This is a genomic window from Marinovum algicola (genome assembly GCF_900109145.1).
GTDB classification, from domain to species: Bacteria; Pseudomonadota; Alphaproteobacteria; order Rhodobacterales; family Rhodobacteraceae; genus Marinovum; species Marinovum algicola.
Window position 1 is genome coordinate 70,420 of the sequence record NZ_FNYY01000005.1, and the last position, 13,003, is coordinate 83,422.

Here is a 13,003-nt window from a genome sequence, read left to right on the forward strand (position 1 = left end):
GGGGCGTGGCACGATGAGCCGGATCACCCTCCTCGACGGCGGCATGGGCCAGGAGCTGGTGCACCGCGCCGGAGACCGGCCGACGCCGCTCTGGTCGACCCAGGTGATGCGCGACCATCCCGGCCTGGTGGCGCAGGTGCATGCCGATTTCTTTGCCGCGGGCGCCACCGTCGCCACTGCCAACACCTATGCCATCCTGCGTGATCGGCTGACCCAGGCCGGCATCGAAGCGCAGTTCGCCGCGCTGCATGACCGGGCGCTGCACGAGGCCGAGACCGCGCGCCGGGCGCATGGTGCGGGCCGCATTGCCGGTGCCATCGGCCCGATCGGCGCCTCCTACCGCCCCGATCTGCATCCGGCGTCGGATGCGGCCGTGGCGATCTATCGCGAGATCGCGGCGCTGCACATTCCGCGGGTCGACCTGATCCTCTGCGAAACCGTCGCCTCTCTGGCCCATGCCCGTGACATCCTCGCCGCGACGGTGCCGGGGGGCAAGCCGGTCTGGCTGGCCTGCACCGTGGATGACGAGGACGGCAGCCGGCTGCGCTCGGGCGAGCCGGTCACCGAGGTCGCCCGGATCGCCGTCGGCGAGGGCGCCGCCGCCGTGCTGGCCAATTGCTCGGCGCCCGAGGCGATGCCGGCCGCGCTGGATGCCATGGCCGGGAGCGGGCTGCCGACGGGCGCCTATGCCAACGGCTTCACGCAGATCACCAAGGAGTTCCTCAAGGCCAATCCCACCGTCGACGCGCTGGCGCCGCGCAGCGACATGGGGCCCGAAATCTACGCCCGGCACGCCCTGCGCTGGGTTGCCCAGGGCGCCACCATCATCGGCGGCTGCTGCGAGGTCAGCCCCGCCCATATCGCCGAGATCGCCCGCCGCCTGAAAACCGAAGGCCACAGCATCGTCTGAACCCTCACCCGTTCCAACTCTTTCCGGGTCCGGGGACGCGCCCCGCGAGGCCCGGCCTGCCAGGAAAGTCTGCCCCATGCCGCATCTGCCCACTCACGCCCGCGCCGTCATCATCGGTGGCGGTGTCATCGGCTGTTCCGTCGCCTATCACCTGACCAAGCTGGGCTGGAAAGACGTCGTGCTGCTTGAACGCAAACAACTCACCTCGGGCACCACATGGCATGCCGCCGGGCTGATCGCCCAGCTCCGCGCCACCGCCAACATGACGAAGCTGGCGAAATACAGTCAGGAGCTCTATGGCGCGCTCGAGGCAGAGACCGGCGTTGCCACCGGCTTCAAGCGGGTGGGGTCGATCACCGTGGCATTGACCGGCGAACGGATGGAGGAACTTGCCCGGTCCGCCGGCATGGCGCGCGCCTTCGGGGTCGAGATTGAGGAGATTGGCCCGGACGACATCGGCCGGCGGTATGCCCATCTCAACCGCGAGGATGTGGTCGGCGGCGTCTATCTGCCGAAGGACGGGCAGGGCGACCCCGGCAATATCGCGCTGGCGCTGGCCAAGGGCGCGCGCCAGCGCGGCGCGGTGATCGCCGAGCGCACCAAGGCCACCGGCGTCACCCGCACGGGCCGCCGCATCACCGGCGTCGACTGGCAGGCCGAGGACAGCAGCCAGGGCCATATCGCCTGCGAACATGTGATCAACTGCGCCGGCATGTGGGGCCGCGAGGTGGGCGCGATGCTGGGCACCGATGTGCCGCTGCATGCCTGCGAGCATTTCTACATCGTGTCCGAACCGATTGCCGGGCTCAGCGAGCTGCCGGTGCTGCGGGTTCCCGATGAATGCGCCTATTACAAGGAAGACGCCGGCAAGATCCTTTTGGGCGCCTTCGAGCCGGTGTCGAAACCCTGGGGCATGCAGGGCATTCCCGACAGTTTCGAATTCGACCAGTTGCCCGAGGATTTCGACCATTTCGAGCCGATCCTGGAGCAGGCAGTCAATCGCCTGCCGATGCTGGCCGAGGCCGGCATCCACACCTTTTTCAACGGCCCCGAAAGCTTCACCCCCGACGACGCCTATCACCTGGGCCTCTGTCCTGGCATGGACAATGTCTGGGTCGCCGCCGGCTTCAACTCGGTCGGCATCCAGTCGGCCGGTGGCGCCGGCATGGCGCTGGCCGACTGGATGGGCAGCGGCGAAAAGCCGTTCGACCTGGGGGACGTCGATATCGCCCGCATGGCGCCGGTGCAGAACAACCGCCATTACCTGTTCGAGCGGTCGAAAGAGACGCTGGGCCTGCTCTACGCCGATCACTTCCCCTTTCGCCAGAAGGCCACCGCGCGCGGTATCCGGCGCACGCCTTTCCATGCGCATCTGGCCGCCGAAGGCGCGGTCTTTGGCGAGTTGGCGGGCTGGGAACGCGCCAACTGGTTCGCCCGCGACGGGCAGGCGCGCGATTACGAATATTCCTGGAAGCGGCAGAATTTCTTCGACAATGTCGCCGATGAGGTGGCCGCGGTGCGCAGCTCTGTCGGCATGTACGACATGACCTCTTTCGGCAAGCTGCGCGTCGAGGGGCCGGATGCCGAGGCCTTTCTCAACCATGTCTGCGGCAATGACATGTCGGTGCCGGCGGGCCGCATCGTCTATACCCAGTTTCTCAATGCGCGCGGCGGGATCGAGGCCGATGTCACCGTCACCCGCCTCTCCGAGACCGCGTATCTGGTGGTCACGCCGGCGGCCTCACGGTTGGCCGACGAGACCTGGCTGCGCCGCCACCAGGGCGAAAACCGTGCCACGATCACCGACATGACCGCCGCCGAAGGCGTGCTGGCGGTGATGGGGCCGAACGCCCGGACGCTGCTGCAATCGGTCTCGCCCAATGATTTCTCGAACGCGATCAACCCCTTCGGCACGGCGCAGGAGATCGAAATCGGTCTGGGGCTGGCGCGGGCGCATCGCGTCTCTTACGTCGGCGAGCTGGGCTGGGAGCTGTACGTCAGCTCGGACATGGCGGCGCATGTGTTTGAAACGCTGCGGGCGGCGGGGGCGGACCACGGGCTCAAGCTCTGCGGCATGCACATGATGGATTGCGCCCGGATCGAGAAGGCCTTTCGCCACTTCGGCCACGACATCACCTGCGAGGATCACGTGCTCGAGGCGGGCCTCGGGTTTGCGGTCAAGTCCGCCAAACCGGCGTTCATCGGCCGCGACGCGGTGCTGCGCAAGAAGGAGGCCGGGCTCGACCGGCGCCTGCTTCAGTTCCGCCTGACCGATCCCGAGCCGCTGCTCTATCACAACGAGCCGATCCTGCGCGACGGCAAGATCGTGGGCTACCTGTCGTCGGGTGCCTATGGCCACCATCTGGGCGGCGCCATCGGGCTGGGGTATGTTCCTTGCGCCGGCGAAAGCGCGGCCGAGGTCAAGGCCTCGCGCTACGAGATCGACGTCGCCGGGCAGCGGGTGCCGGCCGAAGTTTCGCTGCGGCCGATGTACGATCCCGGAAACGACCGCATGCGGGCTTGACCTTGGCCTGGCACGGGGATGAAACTGCCGCGCAAAATTGCGCGGGCAGCAACGCAGGGATCACATTCTGCCCTCGCCAGCGACCGGAAGTTGTGCGATTTCACGATTTTTTCACGATTGAAGCGCGTGGGCCTCTTGGCAGAAGTGTGTAACAACAGTCATCTAGACCGCAAAATGGGGGCGGACGGATGGCGGGCGTTTACGAAATCAGATTCTTTGGCACCTTTTCGATGCAGGCGCCTGACGGCCGCGATGTCACACCGCGCGGATCCAAGGCGCGCGCGGTTCTGGCGCTGCTGGCGGCGGCGCAGGACATGCGGCGAGGGCGGCGCTGGCTCGAGGGCAAACTCTGGAGCGATCGCTCGCAGACCCAGGCCAGCGGCAGCCTGCGCCAGACCCTGAGCCAGATTCGCGCCGCTCTGCCTGATGACGAGACGATCTTCGAGGCCAGCCGGCTGAACGTCTGGCTCGAGCCCGGACGCATCCGCACCGATCTCGATCCGGCGGGGGGATTGCCCCGGGCCGATCGCGAGATGCTCGAGGGGCTGACCGTCCGCGACCCCGAATTTACCAAGTGGAAGGCCGATCTGATCCGCCGCCATGCGCCCCCCGCCGAGGTGTCGATGGCCCAGATCATCCGGCCGCGCGGCAGCGTCGGGCTGGTGGTACGCTCGGCGCCCGCCGGCGAAGGGCCGGCGGCGGAACGCATCACCGGCCAGATCCTCGCCGATCAGGTCGCCAAGAGCCTCGAAGAGCGCTTCTCCGTGGTGCGTTTTGCCTGGGGCGACAAGATGCCGGCCGACCTGCTTCCCGATATCGAGGTGCGCTGCGACGTGGCCGAGGACGGCGGCCGCGCGGTGGCTTTCCTGCGGGTGGAGAACGGCAGCGACGGGCGGGTGATGTTTTCGGACTATCGCAGCATGGCCGGGCCGGTGACCGAGATGATCAGCGCCGAGACCGTCACCGGGCTGGCCCATTCCGCCGCCGCGCGCATCCTGCACCGGTTGCCCGCCATGGTGCCGCTCGACCGGCCCGAAGCCGCCGCGGCCGGGTATGGCAGCCTCGGCATGCGCAAGCTGGCGCAATTCGACAAGGTTTCGCTGCAAGAGGCGAACCAGTTTTTCCGCCGCGCCCATGAAGCTGACGGCAATGGTGTCTACCTCGCCTGGCAGGCCTATGTCCGCATGGCGCAACTGCTCGAGACCGGACACGGCAGCGGCCCCGCCGACCGCGAAGAGACCGATGCGCTGATCACCCAGGCGCTGGAAAGCGCGCCCGACAATGCGCTGGCGATCTCGCTGGTGGCGCTGACCCGGATCGGGTTGCAGCATGATCCCGAAGCCCCCGCCGATCTCGCGATGCAGGCGATGAAATTCAATCAGTACAACCTGTTCGCGCAGCAGACGCTGGCGCTGGCGCACAGCACGCTGGGCAATCCGGCCGAAGCCTACCGGCTGTCGATCGCGGCGCGGGCCTCGGAGCCGGACGATGATCTCAGCCACCTCTGGGATCTGTTTCACACGCTGATCTGCATTTCGGCCGGCAAGCTCGACGAGGCGCGGCTTGCCGCCGCCCGTGCCAGCCGTGCCGCGCCCGGGTTCATCACCCCCAAGCGGCAGCTTGTGGTGCTGTGCGCCCACGCCGGCGACATCAAGGGGGCGCAACGCTACATGCGCCAGATTCAGGCGCTGGAGCCTGATTTCACCCTCGACCGTTTCCTCAACGATCCGGCTTATCCGGTGCCGACGCTGCGCCGCGCCGGGCTGATCTCGCAGCTTCGCAAGGACGAGCTGATCGGCTGAATCAAGCCGTCTTGCAATCGCCGATCCGCCGTGAAACGCTCCGCTCATGCGGGTGCATCTCTGCGGGTGCACCACGCAAGTCCCGACGCGATCGCGGCGGGCAAGCCGGGCCGCATTTCCACCCGGCTGCGAGGCGCGGGCGGCCACGGGGCTGCGGATTGTTTTGGAGAATAGCAGGACGGGCGGCTGGCGCGGCCTCTTGCGGAAAGGAAGATCATGCTGAAAAACGACATGCTCGAACAATGGGACCGGGAGAATTTCTTTCACCCCTCCACCCATCTGGCCGATTTCGCGCGAGGCGAGGTCGCACATCGTGTGGTGACCACCGGCGATGGCTGTCACATCGAGGATCGCGACGGCAATCGCCTGCTCGATGCCTTTGCCGGGCTGTACTGCGTCAATGTCGGCTACGGGCGCAAGGAGATCGCCGAGGCGATCTCGGATCAGGCGCATGAGCTGGCTTATTACCATGCCTATGTCGGCCATGGCACCGAAGCCTCGATCACCCTGGCCAAGATGATCCTCGACCGCGCGCCCGACCACATGTCCAAGGTCTATTTCGGCCTGTCTGGCTCGGATGCGAACGAGACCAACGTCAAGCTGATCTGGTATTACAACAACATTCTCGGCCGGCCCGAAAAGAAGAAGATCATCTCGCGCTGGCGCGGCTATCACGGTTCGGGTCTGATGACCGGCTCGCTCACCGGGCTCGAGCTGTTTCACAAGAAATTCGACCTGCCGCTGGCGCAGGTGGTCCACACCGAAGCGCCCTATTACTTCCGCCGGGACGATCTCGATCAGAGCGAGGCGGAGTTCGTGGCGCATTGCGTCGCCGAGCTGGAAGCGCTGATCGCGCGCGAAGGCGCCGATACCATCGCCGCCTTCATCGGCGAGCCGGTGCTGGGCACCGGGGGCATCGTGCCGCCGCCGGAGGGCTATTGGCCGGCGATCCAGAAGGTGCTGCAAAAGCACGACATCCTGCTGGTGGCCGACGAGGTGGTGACCGGGTTTGGCCGTCTGGGCTCGATGATGGGCTCGGATCACTACGGGCTGAAGCCCGACCTGATGACCATCGCCAAGGGGCTGACCTCGGCCTATGCTCCGCTCTCGGGTTCGATCGTGTCCGACAAGATGTGGAAGGTGCTGGAGCAGGGCACCGACGAGAACGGCCCGATTGGCCACGGCTGGACCTATTCCGCCCATCCCATCGGAGCCGCAGCCGGGGTGGCCAACCTCAAGCTGATCGACACGCTCGGGCTGGTCAAGAACGCCGGCGAGACCGGCGCCTATTTCAACAAGGTGATGGCCGAGGCGCTGGGCGGGCATGCCCATGTCGGCGACGTGCGCGGCGAGGGCATGATGTGCGCCGTGGAATTCGTCAAGGACCGCGACAGCCGTGGCTTCTTTGACGCTTCCGAAAAGGTCGGCCCCCGGGTCGCCGCCGCGCTGTTGGAGCAGGGGGTGATCGGCCGGGCGATGCCGCAGGGCGATATCCTGGGCTTTGCGCCGCCGTTCTGCCTGACCCCGGCCGAGGCCGATGAGGTGGCGGAAAAGACCCGCGTGGCGGTGAGCCTGGTTCTGGGGTGATCCCGGGCTGAGCGTGGCCCGGCAAAGTCAGCGCGGCGGGATTGCCCCGCCGCGTGTTACACGCCCGGTTCTTTCCGGGCGCCGGTGTCAGCCGCTGGCGCGCCGCCCGGATGCCCGATCAGCTGCCATCCGCGCCCATATCGGGGCCGATCTTCTTGAGGAAGGCATAGAGGTCTTTCGCCTCGTCTTCCTTGCGCACCCGGAAGCTCATCTTGGAACGGGCGGAACCGTCGCCGGTAACTTCCTGAACCGCGCCTTTCGGATCCATCACGAATGCCACGAAGCTCGCCTCGTCAAACACCAGCCCGGCCTCGCCGGCGGCGATCATGTCCTTGCCATAGCGAAAATCCTCGACGGTACCGGCGGTGCGGCCGACGACGCCATAGAGGTTGGGGCCGGTCTTGGCCTTCTTGCCGGCCAGCACCTCGCCGGCGTCGTTGGTGACGACGTGGCAGGACTGGCACTTGCGGAACGCCTGTTCTCCGGCATCTGCATCGCCGGTGGCGGTTAGGTCGGGGCCGTGGCTGTCGGCCATCGCGGGCATGGCAAGCGCCATAGCCAGAAGCGATGTCAGGGCTAGGGTCTTCATCGGTCAAATCTCCTCAGCAATTCTTTCAGGACATAGGTTCGGGGCCATTAGGTCAAGCGCGACGTTTTGGCAAATCCTGCCCGCCATGGCGCCAGAGCCTTGATTTCCTTGGCGCTGAAAGGGTAGGCGGTCGGACAAGATGCCGCGCCCCGGCCGGGGCGTGGGGGCCTTTGACACCGACAGGAGGGGCATAATGGAAGACATGGTGCCCGCCTGGGTTGACGGAGAGCTTACACCCGTTGGCAAGCTCGAGGCGCATGAACGCGGGCTTCGGCACAAGGCAGTGTCGGTTTTCGTGCTGGCCGGCGATGCAGTGCTGATCCAGCAGCGCGCGGCGGGCAAATACCACACGCCAGGGCTCTGGGCCAACACCTGCTGCACCCATCCGCTCTGGGGCGAAGCGGCCGAGACCTGTGCCATGCGGCGGCTGGAGCAGGAACTGGGCATCACCGCCGTCACTCCGATCTGGCGGCACCAGGCGGAATACCGGGCCGATGTCGGCGGTGGCATGATCGAGCATGAGGTGGTGGAGATCTTCACCGTCGAGGCCAGCCGCGACCTTCCGGTCATTCCCAACCCCGACGAGGTGCAGGCGGTGCGCTGGGTGACGCGGGCCGAGTTGGTGGCCGAGATCGCCGCCATGCCGCAGATCTACACCCCCTGGATGCGCATCTACATGGCCGATCACGCCTCGGCGATCTTTGGTCACGGCCCGGCGGGCTGAGCGGCCGGCGGGCTGGCGCCTGCGCCGGCAAAGGTGTATCCGAGGGCAAAGACAGCGATGAAGGCAGCAGCATGACCAGACAAGCGGCGGATTTCGCAGCGGTGGCAGAGACCGGGCGCCGGGTGTTGCAGACCGAGGCGGAGGCGCTTCTGGCGCTCGGCCGGGCGCTGCCGGAGGATTTCGAGGCGGCGGCGCAGCTGCTGGCCGCGCTCGAGGGCCGGGTGATCGTCTCGGGCATCGGCAAGTCGGGCCACATCGGCCGCAAGATCTCGGCCACCCTGGCCTCGACCGGCACGCCGTCCTATTTCGTGCATGCCTCCGAGGCGAGCCACGGCGATCTCGGCATGATCACCCGGCATGACGTTTGCCTGCTGATCTCCAATTCCGGCGAGACCGCCGAGCTGCGCGACATCCTGCTGCACACACGGCGGTTCTCGATCCCGATGATCGGGATTTCGTCGAACCCGAACAGCACGCTGATGCAGGCCGCCGATTTCAAGCTGACCCTGCCGAAACTCCCCGAGGCCTGCCCGATGGGCCTCGCTCCCACCACCTCGACCACGCTGACCCTGGCGCTGGGCGATGCCCTGGCGGTGGCGGTGATGGAGCTGCGCGGCTTCGGCTCGGAGGATTTCCAGGTGTTCCATCCGGGCGGCAAGCTCGGCGCCCAGCTCAGTCGGGTGGAAGACCTGATGCACGGGCCGGAGATGCTGCCGCTGGTGCCCGCCGACATGGCGATGGCGGATGTGCTGATCACCATGACCTCGAAAAGCTTTGGCATCGCGGCTGTGGTCGACGACGGCCGGCTGGTGGGGGTGATCTCGGACGGCGACCTGCGGCGCAACATGGCCGGGCTGATGAAGATGACTGCCGGCGAACTGGCCAGCCGCAACCCGGTGACGGTGACGCCGGATGTCTTTGCCGCCCAGGCGCTGGCACTGCTCAACGAGCGCAAGATCGGTGCGCTGATGGTTGTCGATGACGACAGCCGCCCGGTCGGCATTCTCCATATCCACGATGTTCTGCGCGCAGGTGTTGCATGAAAACCGTTATCCTGATCCCCGCCCGCTATGCCTCGGCGCGCTATCCCGGCAAGCCGCTGGCCGAGCTGACACAGAAGGACGGCAGCAGGAAAAGCCTGATCCAGATGTCCTGGGAGGCCGCGCGCCAGATCGCCGGCGTCGACGAGGTGCATGTGGTCACCGATGACGACCGCATCCGCGAGGCCTCGGAGGGTTTTGGCGCCTCGGTGATCATGACCTCGCCCGAGGCCGAAAACGGCACCGCCCGCTGCGCCGAGGCGCTGGCCAATGGCGCGATCTCGGCCGATCTGGTGGTGAATTTCCAGGGCGACGCGCCGCTGACGCCGCCCTGGTTCGTGGAAGAGCTGATCGCTGCGATGAAGGCTGATCCCGGCGCGCAGATGGCCACGCCGGTGCTGCAATGCGATCCGGCGACCTATGACATGTTTGTCGAAGACCGCCAGAACGGCCGGGTCGGAGGCACCACGGCGGTATTTGGCGAAGATCACCGGGCGCTCTATTTCTCCAAGGAGATCGTGCCCTATATCGACCCGGCCAAGGTGCCCGAGCGCGACATTCCGGTCTATCACCATGTCGGCGTCTATGCCTACCGGCCCGAGGCGCTGCGGTCTTACACCTTCTGGGGTGTGAGCCGGCTCGAGACGCTGGAGGGGCTGGAGCAGCTGCGCTTCCTGGTGCACGGCGTGCCGGTGCGCTGCGTGGTGGTCGAATCGCGGGGCCGGATGTTCTGGGAGCTGAACAACCCCGCCGATGTGGCGCGGATCGAGAAGGTGTTGAAAGAGCAATGACAGAGACCAGAACCGTCACCATCGGCGAGATCGCCATCAGTGCGCAGGATCCCCTGGCGCTGATCACCGGGCCCTGCCAGCTCGAAAGCCACGACCATGCCCGGATGATGGCCGAGAAGATCGCCGAGGCCTGCGCGCCAAGCGGCACCCGGTTCATCTTCAAGGCCAGCTACGACAAGGCCAACCGGTCCTCGATCTCGACCCAGCGGGGCCTGGGGATGGACGAAGGCCTGACCATCCTGTCGAAGATCCGCGAGGAATTCGGCTGCCCGATGCTGACCGACGTGCATTCCGAGAGCCATTGCGCCCCGGCGGCCGAGGCGGTCGACGTGCTGCAAATCCCCGCCTTTCTCTGCCGGCAGACCGATCTGCTCTTGGCGGCGGGCGAGACCGGTGCCGCGATCAACGTCAAGAAAGGCCAGTTCCTGGCGCCGTGGGACATGGGCAATGTCGCCGAAAAAATCGCTTCGACCGGCAATCAGCGCATCATGCTCTGCGATCGCGGCACCTCCTTCGGCTACAACACTCTGGTGAGCGATTTCCGTGGCCTGCCGACCATGGCCAAGACCGGCTATCCGGTGGTCTTCGACGCGACCCATTCGGTGCAGCAGCCCGGCGGGCAGGGCACCACCTCGGGCGGCCAACGCGAGTTCGCTCCGGTGCTGGCCCGGGCGGCGGTCGCGGTGGGTGTGGCGGCGCTCTTCATCGAGACGCACGAGGATCCGGACGATGCGCCGTCGGACGGGCCGAACATGATCCCGGTGGATCAGATGCGCGCGCTGATCGACCGGCTGGTGGCTTTCGACCGGCTGTCCAAGGGGCTCTGAGCCCCCGCGTCCCGGCCCCGCGCCGGGACCTCGCGCCGCAAACCGTGAGGCCCCGGAACAGGTCCGGGGCGCGGGGATTGCGCCGCAGCCCGGGCCGCTTGCGGGCGGGTTCTCTTGGGGCTGAGAGGCCCCGGCGCGAGGCCGGGGCGTGCTGCGCGACCCTCTGCCCCCGGTCCCGCAATAGAGAGCGCATTTTCCGGGTCGCCTTTGTCGCGCGGTTCTGGCAACAGGATCCGGTCGCCTTGCAGAAGGATCCGCCAGATGCGCCCTGCCGAAGCTCTCAAGCCCAAGACCAACGAAGATACCGCGCAGGGCCTGGCCTTTGCCGTCTCGGCCTATGTCATCTGGGGCTTTCTGCCGCTTTACATGAAGCTGCTGGCGCATATTCCGCCGGCCGAGGTGGTGGCGCACCGGGTGATCTGGTCGGTGCCGATCGCGGCGGTGGTGCTGGTGGCACTGGGGCGGACGGCCACCCTGCGCGAGGCGCTGCGCAACCCGCGGATGCTGGCGATGGGCTGCGTGACGGCGGCGCTGGTGTCGATCAACTGGGGCATCTACGTCTGGGCGATTGCCAACGATCGTGCGCTCGACGCGGCGCTGGGGTACTACATCAACCCGCTGTTCTCGGTCTTTCTCGGCGCGGTCCTGCTGGGTGAACGGCTGAGCCGGGCGCAGATCGCCGCCATCGCCCTGGCGGCGGCGGCGGTGCTGGTTCTGGCGCTGGATGCCGGGCGGCTGCCCTGGGCGGCGGTCGGGCTGATGCTGTCCTGGGGATTTTATGCCCTGGCCAAGAAGCAGTTGCCGATCGGCCCCAACCAGGGGTTCCTGCTCGAGGTGCTGATCCTGACGCCGCCGGCGCTGGGTTACATCGCCTGGACGGTCGCGACCGGACAATCGCATTTCACCACCAGCCTGACGCTGGACACCTGGCTGCTTCTGGGCTGTGGTGTCGTCACCGCCGTGCCGCTCCTGTTTTATGCCAATGGCGCCAAGGGGCTGCGGCTTTCGACCATCGGCGTGCTGCAATATATCGCGCCGACGATGATCTTTCTCTGCGCGGTGCTGGTTTTCAAGGAGCCCTTCGGCCAGGCTCGGATGATCGCCTTTCCGATGATCTGGGCGGCGTTGGTGATCTATTCGGTGGCAATGCTGCGCGGCATGCGGCGGCTGGGCGCCTGACCCGTGGACCCTTGCGGCGGCGCCGCGCATTTGCCACACCCTCGGCGCATGGATGACAGCTATCAGCCCCCCGACACGCCGCTCGACGTGCTGCACGAAGATCACGAGATCCTCATCGTCAACAAGCCCGCCGGCCTCCTGTCGGTGCCGGGCAAGGGGCCGCATCTGGCCGATTGCCTGATCGCCCGGGTGCAGGAGGCCTTTCCGACGGCGCTGCTGGTGCACCGGCTGGACCGCGACACATCCGGCGTGATGGTCTTTGGCCTGACGCCGCATGCCCAGCGCCACCTTGGTCTGCAATTCGAGAAGCGCGGCGTCAGGAAAACCTACGTCGCGCGGCTCTGGGGCCGGCTGGAGCCGCGCACCGGCACCGTCGATCTGCCGCTGATCGTCGACCGGGAGAACCGGCCGTTGCAAAAGGTCTGTCACGAGACCGGCCGGGCGGCGCAGACCGATTGGCGGGTCCAATCCTACAAGGCCGACGAGACCCGCGTGCGCTTCATGCCCAAGACCGGGCGCAGCCACCAGTTGCGGGTGCATGCCCTGGCGCTGGGGCATGTGATCCTCGGTGATCCGCTTTATGCCAGCGGCGCGGCGCGGGCCTATCCTCGGCTGATGCTGCACTCCGAGGAGCTGCGGTTCCGCCATCCCGATGGCGGCGAGGGGGTGAAGTTCCGGGCGGTGGCGCCGTTCTGAGGGCGCCGGCCGGTTTCAGTGGCCGCCGGTATCGGCGTCGCGGCGGGTGAGCCCCATGTCGCGCAGTGCCGCGTCGCTCAGGCGGCGCATCTGCTGGCGTTGGCGATAGGCACCGTCGGCGGCGATCAGCCAGCCCAGGACGCGGGCCAGGATCGAGCGGGTGGCGGGGCGGTGAAGCGGGCGGGGGAGGCTGCGATGGGTCAGCATGGTCGGGCTCCTTTCGAGGTATGACATTGGATGACCTCAGACTGACAGCCGCCTGCAAAAGCAGCGCAAAAAGCCGGGTGCAAAGGCCGCCCCCGCGTGCAAGACTTTCGTAAAATGAGCCGGATAC

Annotated in this window: 12 protein-coding genes; 10 read left to right on the forward strand and 2 right to left on the reverse strand. The window is 66.9% G+C overall.

Going from position 1 to position 13,003, the window contains the following annotated elements; translation table 11 throughout:
- Window positions 1-13: 13 nt before the first annotated feature.
- The 4 genes from BMW90_RS08970 (at window position 14) to BMW90_RS08985 (ending at window position 6,823) form a co-directional block, all read left to right on the forward strand.
- A complete protein-coding gene (locus BMW90_RS08970) occupies window positions 14-910 on the forward strand; it encodes a homocysteine S-methyltransferase family protein (RefSeq protein ID WP_074836182.1) in 897 nt (298 codons plus the stop codon).
- 76 nt (window positions 911-986) lie between these two features.
- Window positions 987-3,434: a GcvT family protein gene (locus BMW90_RS08975; RefSeq protein ID WP_074836184.1), complete on the forward strand. Its 2,448-nt coding sequence runs from the start codon at window positions 987-989 to the stop codon at window positions 3,432-3,434.
- Window positions 3,435-3,622: 188 nt separating this feature from the next.
- Window positions 3,623-5,236: a tetratricopeptide repeat protein gene (locus BMW90_RS08980; RefSeq protein WP_074836185.1), complete on the forward strand. Its 1,614-nt coding sequence runs from the start codon at window positions 3,623-3,625 to the stop codon at window positions 5,234-5,236.
- Window positions 5,237-5,452: 216 nt separating this feature from the next.
- Window positions 5,453-6,823, forward strand: coding sequence for an aspartate aminotransferase family protein (locus BMW90_RS08985; RefSeq protein WP_048532846.1), 1,371 nt, complete (start codon window positions 5,453-5,455; stop codon window positions 6,821-6,823).
- Window positions 6,824-6,941: 118 nt separating this feature from the next.
- Here BMW90_RS08985 and BMW90_RS08990 read toward each other — a convergent pair whose 3' ends face one another.
- The gene (locus BMW90_RS08990) at window positions 6,942-7,412 is read right to left on the reverse strand and encodes a c-type cytochrome (protein ID WP_074836186.1); all 471 of its coding nucleotides are present in this window, start codon (window positions 7,410-7,412) and stop codon (window positions 6,942-6,944) included.
- A gap of 193 nt (window positions 7,413-7,605) precedes the next feature.
- On the opposite strand from BMW90_RS08990, the gene idi reads away from it, so the two are divergent.
- The 6 genes from idi (at window position 7,606) to BMW90_RS09020 (ending at window position 12,669) form a co-directional block, all read left to right on the forward strand.
- Window positions 7,606-8,136, forward strand: coding sequence for an isopentenyl-diphosphate Delta-isomerase (idi, locus tag BMW90_RS08995; protein ID WP_048532844.1), 531 nt, complete (start codon window positions 7,606-7,608; stop codon window positions 8,134-8,136).
- Between the two features lie 71 nt (window positions 8,137-8,207).
- Window positions 8,208-9,179 carry a KpsF/GutQ family sugar-phosphate isomerase gene (locus tag BMW90_RS09000; protein ID WP_074836188.1) on the forward strand — a complete coding sequence of 324 codons (972 nt, stop codon included), beginning with the start codon at window positions 8,208-8,210 and terminating at the stop codon, window positions 9,177-9,179.
- Complete coding sequence (locus BMW90_RS09005) at window positions 9,176-9,967, forward strand: 3-deoxy-manno-octulosonate cytidylyltransferase (RefSeq protein WP_048532842.1); 792 nt, start codon at window positions 9,176-9,178, stop codon at window positions 9,965-9,967. The genes BMW90_RS09000 and BMW90_RS09005 overlap by 4 nt, the downstream gene beginning before the upstream one ends.
- Window positions 9,964-10,794, forward strand: coding sequence for a 3-deoxy-8-phosphooctulonate synthase (kdsA, locus tag BMW90_RS09010; protein WP_074836189.1), 831 nt, complete (start codon window positions 9,964-9,966; stop codon window positions 10,792-10,794). Before BMW90_RS09005 ends, kdsA begins: the two co-directional genes overlap by 4 nt.
- Before the next feature lie 261 nt (window positions 10,795-11,055).
- Window positions 11,056-11,973 carry an EamA family transporter RarD gene (rarD, locus tag BMW90_RS09015; RefSeq protein ID WP_074836191.1) on the forward strand — a complete coding sequence of 306 codons (918 nt, stop codon included), beginning with the start codon at window positions 11,056-11,058 and terminating at the stop codon, window positions 11,971-11,973.
- A gap of 48 nt (window positions 11,974-12,021) precedes the next feature.
- Complete coding sequence (locus BMW90_RS09020; RefSeq protein WP_074836193.1) at window positions 12,022-12,669, forward strand: pseudouridine synthase; 648 nt, start codon at window positions 12,022-12,024, stop codon at window positions 12,667-12,669.
- A 15-nt stretch (window positions 12,670-12,684) separates the two neighbouring features.
- Here BMW90_RS09020 and BMW90_RS09025 read toward each other — a convergent pair whose 3' ends face one another.
- A complete protein-coding gene (locus BMW90_RS09025; protein WP_139211291.1) occupies window positions 12,685-12,903 on the reverse strand; it encodes a DUF1127 domain-containing protein in 219 nt (72 codons plus the stop codon).
- Window positions 12,904-13,003 lie beyond the last annotated feature (100 nt).